Below are 14,131 nucleotides of genomic sequence, written 5' to 3' on the forward strand. Positions count from 1 at the left end.
ACTTTCAAAGGACAAAAGGATATGGACACTTCCCGCCGGACCTCCCATGGTCTGTTTCGACGAACCCTGCCGCTGACGGCAGCCTGCCTGTTCCCCGCACTCGGTTTCAGCCAGCCCAGCGACCAGACGACGGAACAGAAGATCGCAACGGACCTGACGCTGGAAGACTGCGCCCTGATCAAGGACGGCGTCCAGCGGCTGGCCTGCTACGACAGTATCAACGATCCCCGTAAGGCCCGGGAACAGGCCGATGAGCAGCAAACCCGCGACGCCGAGAAGGCCACCGAGACGCTGCAGTACGACGACCTCGCCGAGGCGTCCGAGGACGACGAGCTGGTAGAAGATATCGCCGAAGACGCGGAAGACGAGGACGCGGGCGTGATGGCGGCGCTGGTGCAGCGTTACACCGCCGCGGAACAGGCCATTTTCTCGTTTTCCGGCAGTTTTGTCGGCCACCGGCCGATGTACATACTGCCGTTTACCTGGGTGGACACCCCCAATGAACGCCCGGTCAGCCCACGGCTGGGCGAGAGCCGTTACGATCATTCCCTGGACAACGAGGAAGCGAAATACCAGATCAGTTTCAAGGTACCGTTGCTGACCGGCTGGTTGGATGGCCGTACCACCATGTGGTTCGGTTACACCCAGTTGTCTTTCTGGCAGGTGTACAACACTGATGACTCCGCGCCGTTCCGGGAGACCAACTACGAGCCGGAGATTTTTCTGCGTTACCAGGCCGACTACGATATCGGACCGGGCACGTTGAGCGGCGTTACCCTCGGCTTTAATCATGAATCCAACGGCCAGTCCGAGCCCCGCTCCCGCAGCTGGAATCGCATTGTCGGATCGGCCGCCTACAGCTACAACCGCTGGCTGTTTATGGTCAGGCCTTGGTACCGCCTGCCGGAGAGCGAGGACGAGGACGACAATCCCGATATTGAACGATATGTGGGTTACGCCGACTATCTGGCGGTTTACAAGCTGACAGAGGACCGGACGTTCTCGCTGAAGCTGCGCAATAATCTGCGCACGGAGGACAACAAGACGTCGGTGGAGTTCGGCTACAGCTTTCCGATGGGGGATACGATCAAGGGGTTCTTTCAGTACTACAACGGGTACGGGGAGAGTCTGATCGACTACAACGAGCGGATTCAGCGGTTTGGTGTTGGCATCATGCTGAACGACTGGCTCTGAGATCCGGGCTTCGGTGCATGGCCAGTCAAGCGGGGCACCCCTCAGAAACACGCTGTGAATACGTCCCTGTACGCTTGGCTCCGCCATCCATGGCTCCGCACAGTTTCTGAAAGAAAGCCCCGCCTGAATGGCCACAAGCTTGTGTGGTCAGCCTTCGTTGTTCAACCTTTCCATTTCTGCCAGCAGTTCTGCGGTTTTTGCTTTCATCAACGGAATATCGCCCCGGGACTCGACGTTCAGCCGAACCACCGGTTCGGTGTTGGACATGCGCAGGTTGAAGCGCCAGGTGTTGAACTCCACGCTCAGGCCATCGACGTGGCTGACGCTGTTGGCGCCCACGCTGTATGCGGCCTCGATGGCGGCGATGACTTTCGGGGGCTCGGCGATGGTGCGGTTGATTTCGCCACTGGCCGGGTAGGCTTCGATGCGCGCGTCGATCAGCGAAGACAGGGTCTGGCCGGACTGGCACAGGCGTTCGGCCACCAGTAACCACGGGATCATGCCACTGTCGCAGTAGGCGAAGTCGCGGAAATAGTGGTGAGCGCTCATTTCGCCGCCGTAGACCGCGTCTTCGTCGCGCATGCGCTGCTTGATGAAGGCGTGGCCGGTTTTGCTTTCGATGGCTTCGCCGCCTGCCGCTTTGACCAGGTCCAGGGTGTTCCAGGTCAGGCGTGGATCGTGGATGACCTTGCCGCCGCCGGTCTTGCGCAAAAACTGGTCTGCCAGCAGGCCAACGATGTAGTAGCCCTCGATAAAACGGCCGTTTTCGTCGAAGAAGAAGCAGCGGTCGTAATCCCCGTCCCAGGCAATACCCATGGCGGCGCCGCTGGTTTTGACGGCGTCGGCCGTGGCCGCGCGGTTTTCTTCCAGGATGGGATTCGGCACGCCATTGGGGAAATGCCCGTCTGGCTGGTGATGCACCTTGACGAACTCGAACGGCAGATGCTGCTCGAGCTGGTCGATCACCAGACCGGCCCCGCCGTTACCGGCATTGACCACAATGCTCATGGGCTTGAGCGAGGCGGCGTCGATATACCCCAGGAGATGATCCACGTAGGCGTTCATCACTTCGAGGGTTTCGTAGCGACCCTGCTGCGGCGCATCGCCGAAGGGTTCCGGCACCCGGTCGCGGATATCGTTGAGGCCGTTGTCAGAGCTGATGGGGCGCGACTCCGGCCCCACCATTTTCATGCCGTTGTGATCCCGGGGGTTATGGCTTGCGGTCACCATGATGCCACCGTCCATCTTGTAATGACTGGTGGCAAAGTACACCTGCTCGGTGCCACACAGGCCGATGTCGAACACGTCGGCACCGGCGGCCATCAGGCCGGAACTCAGGGCTTCGGCAATGTCCGGGCTGGACAGGCGAATGTCGTAACCGACGATGACTTTCTTCGCGCCGGTCACTTCCACATAGGCACGGCCGATGCGCTCCGCCAGCTCGGGGTTGAGCTGGTCGGGGACGCGACCACGCAGGTCATACGCCTTGAAACAGGACAGATCCATTGTCAGGTGTTACTCCGCAGCAGCAGATTGCAGTTGGATGTAGTTCTGAATACCCATCTGGGAAATCATTTCCAACTGGGTTTCCAGCCAGTCGATGTGCTCTTCTTCGCTGTCCAGAATGCTGCGGAACAGCTCGCGGCTGGTGTAGTCGTGCACCTGCTCACAATGAACGATCGCTTCTTTGAGGTCGGCGTGGGCGATCTGCTCAAGCTTGAGGTCGCAGGAGATCATCTCTTCCACGTTCTCACCGATCAGCAGCTTGTTGAGATCCTGCAGGTTGGGCAGCCCTTCGAGGAACAGAATGCGCTCGATCAGCTGATCGGCGTGCTTCATTTCATCAATAGATTCTTCGTATTCCTTGTCCGCCAGCTTGGTGATGCCCCAGTCCTTGTACATGCGGGAATGCAGGAAGTACTGGTTGATGGCGGTGAGCTCGTTGGCGAGTACCTTGTTCAGAAACTGGATGACCTTCTTGTCGCCTTTCATGACGAATCTCCTTGATGGATGGGCTATTCCGTTAAGGATAGACCTTTGTTCAGGGAGAAAAAATCACAATTGGGAAACGCTCGCAGCAACGGCGGGTTCAGGCGGGCTGGGCCAGCAGGTTTGCCATGGCCAGATAGTCCGGTGTACGACTTTCACGCAGAATTTCCCGTGCCGTGCAGGCGCAACGACCACACTGGGTGCCGACACCCAGTTCCTTGCCCAGCTGACGCATGGAACTGACGCCGTTATCAGCGGCTTCTCGGATTTCACGGTCGGTTACGCCATGGCAAAGGCATACGTACATACAGATCACTCACTGCCCAATGAAAGTTAGTGATAATTATTGTTATTTGCATATCGGATTGCAAGCCCTGCTGCGTAAAAATTTGTTTATTCCTTTCACGGGTTCTGTACGCACCGTTAAAGGCCGATCCAGCGAAAAGCCAGCGGCAGGAAGATGGCGGTGAATACGCCGGTCAGCCCCATTCCCAGCGACGCAAAGGCGCCTGCCGTTGCGCTCAGCTCAAACGCCCGGGCGGTTCCGATCGCATGGCCATTGAGCCCGAGCGCAAAACCGAGAATGCGCTCATCGGTGATTGCCAGCCAGCGCGCCAGTACATCCACACATAAGGTCGCGACTACGCCGGTGATCAGCAGTCCTCCCATCATCAGCGGCACCGAGCCGCCAAGCTGCTCGGTAATGCCAATGGCAATGGGCGCGGTGACGGATTTGGGGGCAAGTGAGGCCAGCACCTCGGGGGTGGCCCCCAGCAGGCCGGCAATGACCACCGCGTAAACGGCGGCCAGGGTCGCGGCCAATGGCAATGTGCACAGAATGGGACGCCACAGGGCGCGGATGTGATGCATCTGCTGGTACAGGGGCACCCCTAACGCCACCGTGGCCGGGCCCAGCAGCACTGTGAGCCATTGCGCGCCGGCGCGGTAGTCGCGGAATTCGATGGTCAACACCGCCAGCACCGCGCTCAACAGCATGGCCGACACCAGAACCGGGGGTGCCCAGATCGGCGATCCCAGACGGTGGAATACCCAGCTGCCGCAGGCATAGGCTCCCAATGTCAGGGCAATGGCCAGCATCGGGCTGGCCGCCAGGGACTCCTGCAGCGGCTGCCACCAGCCGGACACATCAGTCATCGTGCTTCGCCTCCTGCGGGTCATTGGTGAACCGCTGCATCAGCCACAGGGTGGTCAGCACACTGAGCAGGGTACCGGCCGCCAGCGCCACACCCACCGCAAGCCACTGCCCGTCAAACGCGTCCCCCAGAAAAAACACTCCCACCACGCCCGGCATAATCAGCAGCACCAGCACGGAGATCAGCCCCTGACTGGCGACAGCGAGGCTGTCACTGATGGCACCGCGCAGCATCAGCACCGCGGTCAACAGCACCATGCCGAGCACACCGCCACTGATCGGCAACGCCAGCAGCAGACGCAGCGCCTCGCCGGCCACGAAAAACGCCGATAACACCAGAAAACCACGCAACATCACCATGACCATCCTGCTCCCCGCCTGCCGAATTGCATTACACTTGCACTACACTAGCCGATACCGATCCGCCTCACTAACACAGGAAGCCCCATGGCGCTCAAGGCCACCATCTTCAAAGCCACGCTGAACATCGCCGACATGGACCGCCACTACTACGCGGACCACCACCTGACCCTGGCCCGCCACCCGTCGGAAACCGATGAGCGCATGATGATCCGGCTGCTGGCGTTCGTGCTCAACGCCAGTGAGAGCCTGGAATTCACCAAGGGCATCAGCACCGATGACGAACCGGATCTCTGGCAGAAAAACCTCAGCGGCGAGATCGAGCTTTGGATCGAACTGGGCCTGCCGGATGAGAGCCGCCTGCGCAAGGCCTGCAATCGCGCCGATCAGGTGTTGCTGTACACCTATGGCGGTCGCGCCGTTCCGCTGTGGTGGGAAAAGCACCAGAACAAACTCAACCGTTTCCGCAACCTGACCATCGTCGACCTGCCCCCGGAAGCCACCGCCGCACTGGCGCATCTTGCGCAGCGGGGAATGAGCCTGCAGTGCACCATGCAGGACGGCGAGGTCAGCATCGGCAACGAGGACAGCCTGGTCAGTATTACACCGGCCCCGCTCTACCCGAGCTGAACCACCCCGACACCACTGCGGAGTCAGGCTCCGCGCACACCAAGATTACAATCAGCGCCTTGGGGCTCGCCCAAAAGGTGCAGTTTACGTTAAAGTAAAGATTGTACATCACTGTCAGGATCACACCAGATTCCGTCAGGTTGTCTACAATACAATCAGCGACACCCTCACAAGGGGTGTTTTGTTCCTCAGGCCACCACCCCAGGAAGAGGATTATGACAACAACAAAAGCCAACGTTGTTTATAAACCGGTCTTTACCGACGGTGCGGAATTCCGCATTCCCACTTTCAGATTGCTGAAACAGGACGGCTCTCTCTATAAAGGCGCCAAAGCGCCGGAGATGGACAAAGAGAAAGCTCTGCGCATTTACCGCGCGATGATCACCACGCGCATACTCGACGAACGCATGCTCGCCGCCCAGCGCCAGGGGCGCCTGAGCTTCTACATGCAGTGCACCGGCGAGGAAGCCGCCGTGATCGGTAGCACCGCCGCCCTGGACGACGGTGACATGATCATGGCCCAGTACCGGGAACAGGGTTCCCTGGTCTATCGTGGCTTCACCATCGATGAGTTCATGAACCAGTTGTTCGGCAACGAACTGGATTATGGCAAGGGCCGTCAGATGCCCGTGCACTACGGCTCCAGCAAGCTCAACTACATGACCATTTCCTCTCCGCTGGCGACCCAGATTCCCCAGGCCACCGGGTACGCTTATGGCCAGAAAATGGCCGGCGACGGCCACTGCACCATCACCTATTTTGGCGAAGGCGCCGCCTCGGAAGGCGATTTCCATGCCGCCCTGAACATGGCGGCCGTGCATCGGGTGCCGGTGATCTTTCTGTGCCGCAACAACGGCTACGCCATCTCCACGCCGGCCGCCGAGCAGTTCGCCGCTGATGGCGTGGCGCCCCGTGCCTACGGCTACAAGATGGACATGATTCGGGTCGATGGCAACGACATTCTCGCCATGCACGAGGCCACCAAGGCCGCCCGCAGCCTGGCGGTGGAGCACAACCGCCCGGTGCTGATCGAAGCCATGAGCTATCGCCTTGCCGCCCATTCGTCCTCTGACGATCCCTCCGGTTATCGCAGCAAGGACGAAGAAGCCGTGTGGCGCGAAAAGGATCCGATCCTGCGGATGCGCCTGTGGCTGGAAGGCAAAAAGTGGTGGAGCGAAGACGACGAAAAGGAACTGCAGGACACCATGCGCCGTGAAGTGCTGGAGACCATGAAGCGGGCACAGAAGCGACCACCACCCGCGCTGGATACGCTGGTCAGTGACGTCTACGACGAGGTACCACCGGCCCTGGCAGAGCAGTTCGAAAAACTCAAGGCGCACATCCGCCGCCATCCGGACGCCTATCCGAAGAGCGCCGAACATGCCAAGCAAGCAAAGAGGGAGGCCTGAGATGACACAGATGAATATGCTCCAGGCCATCAACAACGCCCTCGACACCGCCATGGCCGCCGACGAGCGGGTGCTGTGTTTCGGTGAGGACGTGGGCGTTTTCGGAGGCGTGTTCCGGGCCACCAGTCACCTGCAGGAAAAGTACGGCAAATCCCGCTGTTTCAACACACCGCTGGTGGAACAGGGCATCATCGGCTTTGCCAATGGCCTGGCGGCCCAGGGCTCGGTTCCCGTGGCCGAGATCCAGTTTGCCGACTACATCTTTCCGGCCTTCGATCAGATCGTGAACGAATCCGCCAAATACCGTTACCGCTCCGGTAACCTGTTCAATGTGGGCGGGCTGACCATACGCGCCCCCTACGGCGGCGGCATCGCCGGGGGGCTCTATCACTCGCAGTCGCCGGAAGCCTATTTCGCCCACACACCCGGCCTTAAAATCGTGGTGCCGCGCAACCCGCACCAGGCCAAAGGCCTGCTGCTGGGCGCCATCCACGACCCCAACCCGACCCTGTTCTTCGAGCCCAAACGGCTCTACCGCGCCTCGGTGGGCGATGTGCCCGACGAGGACTACCGGCTGCCCCTGGGCGAGGCCGAAGTGCTTAAAGAGGGTACCGACGTAACGGTACTGGGCTGGGGCGCGCAGATGGACGTCATCGAGCAGGCCGTTGAGATGGCGGAGAAAGACGGCATTTCCTGTGAAGTAATCGACCTGAGAACCATTCTGCCGTGGGATGTGGAAACCGTGGCCAACTCGGTATTCAAGACCGGGCGCCTGGTGGTCACCCACGAAGCGCCGCTGACCGGCGGTTTCGCCGGCGAAATCGCGGCAACGATTCAGGAGCGTTGCTTCCTGTACCTGGAATCCCCGATCGCACGGGTCACCGGGATGGACACCCCCTTCCCGCTGGTGCTGGAGAAAGAGCATCTACCCAATCACCTGAAGGTCTTTGAGGCCATCAGGGCGAGCGTGGACTTCTAGGTTGATATCAGGACAGGAGAGCAATCATGAGTGATTTTATACTGCCCGATATCGGCGAAGGTATCGTGGAGTGCGAACTGGTCAAGTGGCTGGTCAGCGAGGGCGATCTGATCGAAGAGGATCAGCCGGTGGCCGAGGTGATGACTGACAAGGCGCTGGTGGAAATTCCGGCGCCCTACAAAGGCCGGGTCACCCGCCTGTACCACAAGGAAGGCGACATCGCGAAAGTTCACGCCCCGTTGTTCGAGCTGGTCGATGAAAGCGAAGACGCAGCACAGACGCCGGCAGCGGAAACCCGCAGCCCCGAGACCCAGGCAAAGCCTGTTGCCGAGGCCCAGCCCGGCGCCAATGCGACCGACGGTGACGAGGTGAGCGAGGACTTCATCCTGCCCGACATCGGCGAAGGCATCGTCGAGTGTGAGGTGGTGGAATGGCGCGTGGCGGAGGGCGACGAGATCGAGGAAGACCAGCCGGTGGTGGATGTGATGACCGACAAGGCCATGGTCGAGATTACGGCCCCCAAGGCCGGCCGGGTCACCAGGCTTTACCACCAGCAGCAGGCCATGGCCCGCGTGCATTCGCCTTTGTTCGCGTTCATTCCCCGTGAGCGCGACGAGCCCGCCGAAGCCAAGGCCGCGCCGGCACCGGCCGCCGCGCGGGAACCCTCAGCAGAGACCACCAGACCGGCGGCAGGCGGAGATCGCCCGCGCATTCCGGCCAGCCCGGCGGTGCGCCGACTGGTGCGGGAGCACAACCTGAACCTGGCGGAAATCACCGGTTCCGGCAAAGACGGACGGGTGCTGAAGGCCGACGTACTGGCACACCTCGACCAACCCGCCGAGCCGGCGCGAAGCCAGCAGGCAGGCACCGATACCGCCGCAGCCAAACGCACTCCGGCCGAGGACGAGCAGGAAGTTCGTGTCGAGCCCATCCGCGGGATCAAAGCGGCGATGGCGCGCAGCATGGTGGCCTCGGCGACCACCATCCCCCACTTTATCTACAGTGAGGACATCGATGTCACCGACCTGCTGGCCCTGCGGGAGCAGCTGAAACCGGAAGCCGAGGCCCGGGGTTCACGGCTGACCCTGATGCCCTTCTTCATGAAAGCCATGGCGCTGGCGGTGCAGGAATTCCCTGTGCTCAACAGCCGCCTCAACGACGACGTCACCGAGATTCACTACCTTTCCCAGTGCAATATCGGCATGGCGGTCGATAGCAAGGCAGGCCTGATGGTGCCCAACATCAAGGGCGTGGAACGCCGGACACTGCTGGGTATTGCCGACGAAGTGGCCCGCCTGACCGAGGCAGCCCGCTCCGGCCGGGTCAGCCAGGACGACCTCAAGGGCGGCACCATCACCATTTCCAACATCGGCGCGCTAGGGGGCACCTACGCCTCGCCCATCATCAACGCGGCGGAAGTGGCGATTGTGGCACTGGGTCGAACCCAGAAACTGCCGCGCTTCGACGCCAATGGCCAGGTGGTGGAACGGGCCATCCTGACCGTAAGCTGGGCCGGCGACCACCGCATCATCGACGGCGGCACCATTGCCCGGTTCTGCAATCGCTGGAAAGGCTATCTCGAAGCGCCGCAAACGATGCTGCTGCATCTGGGCTGACCGGTCATCATGGCGCAGAAGACACAACTGCAGCAGTTCTACATACCCGAAGAGCAGTCGATCTATCTGCTCAGCCATGACGACGCCAAGAAGCTCAAGGACTGGGTGGCGCTCTGCGCCGCCCAGCTCCGCCAGCTTGGCTACCGGGACATCGAACTGATCGGCAAGGGTGCCTACGGATTTGTGTTTGCCGGCCGCCTGCCCGGCCAGAGTGACACCGCCCCGGAGCACGTCTTCAAATTCACCCGCATCAATCTGCCACGGCATCTGCAGGATCGCCTGGAAGACGAAGCCTACATACTTGAACAGGTGCGCCACCCCAGGGTGCCGCGGCTGATCGCCTACCAGCGGGCCCGCAACCAGCCCATCCTGGTGATGGAACGGGCCGCCGGCCTTAACCTGGAAGAAGTGTCCCTGCGCGAAGGCCGCCTCAAGCCCCGCGTACTGATGCGCATTGCCGACCAGCTTGCGGACATTCTGCGCCATCTGCGCCGCGAGGCCGGACCCGCCGGCCGCCCCATCGTGCACGGCGATATCAAGCCATCGAACCTGGTGTTTGATGCCCGCACCGAAAACATCGCTCTCATCGACTGGGGCTCGTCCGTGTTCGCCCAGCTCGACGCCAACCAGCAGTTCATTGCCAGCAACGTCATGGAGTTGATGTCCGATAACCTGCAGCAGACCAACGCCCGACTGGGGGACGTTTATTTCATCGGCGAGGAGCAATTGAACGGCGGCCTGTCATCGCCCCGCTTTGACGAACAGGGCGCGGCGGCGACTCTCTATGCGCTGGCTTCCGGCCAGTCCTGCCGTTTCGGCCATCTGGCGATTCCCGCCCGATCGCTGGGGCTGCCGATGGAGTTTGCCCGCATGCTGGATGGCATGCTGGTGCCGGACCCGGACACCCGCCGCCAGGCCGGGGATTACTACCTGCGGGAAATGCCGCGAATGGCCCGCACGGTGATGATCGATCTGCCCGAGCCACCGCTGGCGCCCATGGTGCCGGTGTGGACACGCACCTCCGACCACGAGATCGACACCGTGGTGTACAGCTCCCGCAAATCCTTCCTGCGCCAGGAAGGCGCCCCGGAAACCCTGAACGACGTCAACGACGTACAACTGGACCGCTACTACAAGAACTTCATGCAGGGCATGGGTGAAACGGAAAAAGCGTTCCTGGCGGCCGTCAGCCGGCTGGGCCGATACCCGGTGGAAGGTGGCCTGGCGGTGCGCTGGGAGACGGACGGGGTGTACGTCGACACTTCGCTGAACCTGCACGACCCGAGCCTCAAGACCGCGTTCGTGCGTGCCGTCAACAACATGGTGTGCCTGGCCCAGGCGATCTATCGCCAGGGCATTTTCAAGAGCTGCCTGTTCAACGCCCGCAACACCCTGCACATCGACCGCAAGCGACCGGACCAGCCCTTCGTGCCGGAACCCGGCATGCAGTTACGGTATGAGGTCAGCGCCGCGCCGGAAGTGGAGGACGAATCCCGGGTGCATTCCTACTTCGAAGACGGCCCCGACCCGGAAGAATTCCTGGTACTGCCGCACACCATCATCACCGCCCTGGAATCCCTCAACGACATCCACCACACCGGCATGATCATCTTCGAAGCCCTGCCCCGCCATCTGAAGATCCACAGCCACTACCGCCTACTGGACCCGGCGCGGGAGGGCGAATTCGCCCGCTTGCTGGACGACATCCTTGGCGCGGTGAATCAGATCACCGGGCTGGGGGTGTCCGGCTTCATGAAAATGCCCTACAAGGACACCCGTTTCTTCCCCCACATCGAACACCTGCCGGAGCGCTATTATCCGCGCAACCCGCGCGCCGAGGCGAATTCCGCCTGAAGCTCCGGCCCGGGCCAGACCGACGCCGAGAGGACTGGACAGCGCAGCCCATCACACGTAAGATTGCGCACTCGAAATTGACGCCACGGCGTTTTTTTCGACACCCGCCCGTAGCTCAGCTGGATAGAGCGCTGCCCTCCGGAGGCAAGGGTCACTGAAAAAATCCGGAACCGAAGGCAACGGTCAAACATGCCAAACTTGTTGAAATCCGCCCGTAGCTCAGCTGGATAGAGCGTCGCCCTCCGGAGGCGAAGGTCTCAGGTTCGAATCCTGACGGGCGGGCCATTAATTTGGCAAATCAATAAGTTATCACCAAGGCAACACCCTCACCTGTATCGCTCACGCCTGACCAGTCCGAACACCTCCGATTCAATCAGTGACCTTTGCACGGGAAGATTAAAAGCGAGAATTTTTCTCGATTATTGCGCCTGTGCCCAAATGGTGCCCTGGCAGTGCCCAGTTAATTTAGGTGAATGCATCGCAACCTACCGACGTGACCTTTGCACTGTCTTCACCTGACTCTCTTCATGGCACAGCCGCGCTGCACCATCCAAGCAGACATTTTCAGCTTTGGTCGCAAAGCGAACATTCGGAATGGCCTTCAATGCCGCCCAATTTGCCTCCGTTTGAGGCTCGGGGTTGTCGTGTTTAGTGGGGGAAGTCCAGACTGGATGGTGGGTCAAGGTTTGTTGAAGGATTTATCAAGGAAATGTCAAATCCCAAACTTAGGCTTTGACATGGGGTAAATATCCACACACCCTGAACGGCTGAGCAATGAACTGGCCGACCTGCCACGCCCGGACACGATCACAGCCCCCCCGATTGTTCCGGCTTGGCATGAAATTGATGCAAGGCTTTACCATCAAAGGTCGTCAGTTTGAAGGTGCGACGGTGGCCGATGGCGAAGTTGTTTTGTTGGGCGAAAGCGAGGTTTGTGAGTTCTTCAACAACACCATGATACCGAATCCCATGCATGTCCGTGGATTGCAGTTCAGGGTGCTAAGCCGACGCTACGCCGATGCACTAGCTGCCGGGCAGTTGGCGGCCGGCATCGTGGATTCAGGGCTGCACGACACCGTGCTGGTGCTGCCCGGAGAGAGGGTCCGGATTGCGCTGACCTTCACCGACTTCCCGGGACTCTATCCTTACCATTGTCACAATATGGAGCACGAGGACAATGGCATGATGCGCTATTACGAGGTGCACAAGGTCTAGGCAACTCAGCAGGGTTGGGTGAACTCCGGGACCGGCACGGCGGTCCCTCCTGCGTTTATTTCCCGGTTACGGATTCAACGTAGTGAGCAACGGCCTCGATCTGTTGCTCCGACAGCGAATCACCGAACGCTGGCATGATCCCCACGCCACTCTTTACCGCATTGCGGACCTGCTCCGCAGAGGGTTTGAGCTCGTCCAGATTGGGGCCAATTTCGCCAACCGATCCTGCATCGTTCAGTGCGTGACAGATGGTGCAGGAGGGTTGAGCCTGCTCGGTGAACACCTTCTTGCCCAGTTCGAGTTGTTCATCCGCCATCACGGTGGCAGACGCAGAGACAAGTACAGCGAATAACAGTGTACGTAGTGACATGGAAAATCCTGGTTCGGTCAAAGAAACGGGCGGCCCGGCGGGCGAACCGCCACAAGGTTCATGCATTTATGAAACGGTGACGGTCACGCCATGGTCTTTCCAACTGGTGTTGCCGTATCCGCGCTCGTTTTCCGTGCGTGTGGGCGGCTGGGTATTGCCCTCGGTGTCGGTTGCGCGGCTGACAATCCGGTGATCGCCGGCGCTCAGATCCATCGACACCACAAACGGCCGCCAGGCATAACGCCCCATGTCGGGCCCAAGGAAGCGGGCGGTCTTCCAGGTTTCGCCACCGTCGGCTGACACCTCCACCTTGCTGACAGCATTCATGCCGCCGAAGGCAACGCCGTACACCAGGTTTTTGCCCTGGCTGGCGGTGGTCAGGGGGGCGGTAACCCAGGATTTGACCGGCATCTCCCACATGGACGGCTGATCGGGTGCTCCTTTCTCGCCAATGGGACGAATGCGATAGCCGGAGGCCTGAATCTTGGCGTCCGACTGGCCCTCGGTGAACGCCACCCGATCCACGTATTTCACGTTGTTGACCCCGAAATAGCCGGGCACAACCATGCGCAAAGGGCCGCCGTGGGCCAGGGGCATGGGCTCATCATTCATGTCCCAGGCCAGCAGGGCCTGATCCAGAGCCTTCAGGGGAATGGACCGTTCCACCATAATGGTTTTCGGGTCCAGCCCGGCAGGCAGGCTCTCGCCGCCCGTGCTGGTGATGTAATTCATCCCGGGTTTCACGCCGCCCAGTTTTGCGACAACCTCCCGTAATGGCACACCGGTCCAGATCAGGCAACCGGCCGCACCTGTGCCCCACTGGGTGCCCCCCGGCCCGTGCTGATAGTAGGCCCGCCCGTTTCCTGAACACTGAAGCACCGTGGTCACAGTTTCCACGCCGATTTTTTTAAGGTCGCCAAGGGTCAGGGACTGGGGGCCATTCACGCCTTCAAAAGTCACTTTCCAGGCATCGCGGTCAGCAACGATATCGGCATTCGGGGCTGGCAGATTGTTGCGCACGTACAATTTGTCACTGTCAGTGACCACACCACTGCCAATCGCTCCCCGTTCGGTTTCGATGGTGTTGGCACTGTGAACGATGACGTCATTGGCGTTTTTCCAGCGAACGTAGTCCGGCAGCGTTTTGGGCTCTGCGGCTTTGGCCAGCGGGCTGAGCCCCAGCAGACTGACGGACGCCATGGCACCGGCGGAGCCCAATAAAAGGCGCCGACGGCTCATTTGGATTGACTCTGCCGGAGACTGGGAGGCAATGGCGGGCGAATCATTGATCGACATGGTATTTCCCTCATTGTTGATCACTCCGGACTGGTTCCGGTTTTGTTGTTGGGCTGATTGCGAATG

At 60.5% G+C, this 14,131-nt stretch carries 14 protein-coding genes and 1 tRNA gene; 8 read left to right on the forward strand and 7 right to left on the reverse strand.

What is annotated here, in order from left to right; all coding sequences use genetic code 11:
- The first annotated feature begins 21 nt into the window (after positions 1 to 21).
- Positions 22 to 1,194, forward strand: coding sequence for a phospholipase A (locus DYI22_RS15485; protein WP_213478984.1), 1,173 nt, complete (start codon positions 22 to 24; stop codon positions 1,192 to 1,194).
- Between the two features lie 147 nt (positions 1,195 to 1,341).
- On the opposite strand, the gene DYI22_RS15490 is transcribed toward DYI22_RS15485, so the two are convergent.
- The 5 genes from DYI22_RS15490 to DYI22_RS15510 all read right to left on the reverse strand — a co-directional run bounded on the left by DYI22_RS15490 (position 1,342) and on the right by DYI22_RS15510 (position 4,696).
- The gene (locus DYI22_RS15490; protein ID WP_213478985.1) at positions 1,342 to 2,700 is read right to left on the reverse strand and encodes a phosphomannomutase; all 1,359 of its coding nucleotides are present in this window, start codon (positions 2,698 to 2,700) and stop codon (positions 1,342 to 1,344) included.
- Positions 2,701 to 2,709: 9 nt separating this feature from the next.
- Positions 2,710 to 3,186 (reverse strand): bacterioferritin, encoded by a 477-nt coding sequence (gene bfr / locus DYI22_RS15495; protein ID WP_213478986.1) that lies wholly within the window; start codon positions 3,184 to 3,186, stop codon positions 2,710 to 2,712.
- 97 nt (positions 3,187 to 3,283) lie between these two features.
- Positions 3,284 to 3,490: a bacterioferritin-associated ferredoxin gene (locus tag DYI22_RS15500; RefSeq protein ID WP_213478987.1), complete on the reverse strand. Its 207-nt coding sequence runs from the start codon at positions 3,488 to 3,490 to the stop codon at positions 3,284 to 3,286.
- A gap of 116 nt (positions 3,491 to 3,606) precedes the next feature.
- On the reverse strand, positions 3,607 to 4,338 hold the full coding sequence (locus DYI22_RS15505) for an LrgB family protein (RefSeq protein WP_213478988.1): 732 nt from the start codon (positions 4,336 to 4,338) through the stop codon (positions 3,607 to 3,609).
- Entirely contained in the window at positions 4,331 to 4,696 is a 366-nt protein-coding gene (locus DYI22_RS15510) for a CidA/LrgA family protein (protein WP_213478989.1), read from the reverse strand. The genes DYI22_RS15505 and DYI22_RS15510 overlap by 8 nt, the downstream gene beginning before the upstream one ends.
- 87 nt (positions 4,697 to 4,783) lie before the next feature.
- Between DYI22_RS15510 and DYI22_RS15515 the strand changes: the two genes are divergently transcribed.
- From DYI22_RS15515 to DYI22_RS15545, 7 genes are all read left to right on the forward strand, one after another.
- On the forward strand, positions 4,784 to 5,326 hold the full coding sequence (locus DYI22_RS15515) for a YaeQ family protein (protein WP_213478990.1): 543 nt from the start codon (positions 4,784 to 4,786) through the stop codon (positions 5,324 to 5,326).
- A 215-nt stretch (positions 5,327 to 5,541) separates the two neighbouring features.
- On the forward strand, positions 5,542 to 6,735 hold the full coding sequence (locus tag DYI22_RS15520) for a thiamine pyrophosphate-dependent dehydrogenase E1 component subunit alpha (RefSeq protein ID WP_213478991.1): 1,194 nt from the start codon (positions 5,542 to 5,544) through the stop codon (positions 6,733 to 6,735).
- A gap of 1 nt (position 6,736) precedes the next feature.
- Complete coding sequence (locus tag DYI22_RS15525; RefSeq protein ID WP_213478992.1) at positions 6,737 to 7,714, forward strand: alpha-ketoacid dehydrogenase subunit beta; 978 nt, start codon at positions 6,737 to 6,739, stop codon at positions 7,712 to 7,714.
- Positions 7,715 to 7,740: 26 nt separating this feature from the next.
- Positions 7,741 to 9,330, forward strand: a complete 1,590-nt coding sequence (locus DYI22_RS15530; protein ID WP_213478993.1) for a dihydrolipoyllysine-residue acetyltransferase — start codon at positions 7,741 to 7,743, stop codon at positions 9,328 to 9,330.
- 9 nt (positions 9,331 to 9,339) lie between these two features.
- Entirely contained in the window at positions 9,340 to 11,184 is a 1,845-nt protein-coding gene (locus tag DYI22_RS15535) for a protein kinase domain-containing protein (RefSeq protein ID WP_213478994.1), read from the forward strand.
- 208 nt (positions 11,185 to 11,392) lie between these two features.
- Positions 11,393 to 11,469: transfer RNA gene (locus DYI22_RS15540), tRNA-Arg, on the forward strand.
- Between the two features lie 552 nt (positions 11,470 to 12,021).
- Positions 12,022 to 12,399, forward strand: coding sequence for a multicopper oxidase domain-containing protein (locus DYI22_RS15545; protein ID WP_069184690.1), 378 nt, complete (start codon positions 12,022 to 12,024; stop codon positions 12,397 to 12,399).
- A 55-nt stretch (positions 12,400 to 12,454) separates the two neighbouring features.
- On the opposite strand, the gene DYI22_RS15550 is transcribed toward DYI22_RS15545, so the two are convergent.
- Positions 12,455 to 12,769 carry a c-type cytochrome gene (locus DYI22_RS15550; RefSeq protein WP_069184689.1) on the reverse strand — a complete coding sequence of 105 codons (315 nt, stop codon included), beginning with the start codon at positions 12,767 to 12,769 and terminating at the stop codon, positions 12,455 to 12,457.
- 66 nt (positions 12,770 to 12,835) lie between these two features.
- Positions 12,836 to 14,065: a sulfite oxidase gene (locus DYI22_RS15555; protein WP_083231865.1), complete on the reverse strand. Its 1,230-nt coding sequence runs from the start codon at positions 14,063 to 14,065 to the stop codon at positions 12,836 to 12,838.
- Positions 14,066 to 14,131 lie beyond the last annotated feature (66 nt).

It is taken from the genome of Marinobacter lipolyticus, assembly GCF_018424605.1.
In the GTDB taxonomy this organism is placed as follows: Bacteria; Pseudomonadota; Gammaproteobacteria; order Pseudomonadales; family Oleiphilaceae; genus Marinobacter; species Marinobacter lipolyticus_B.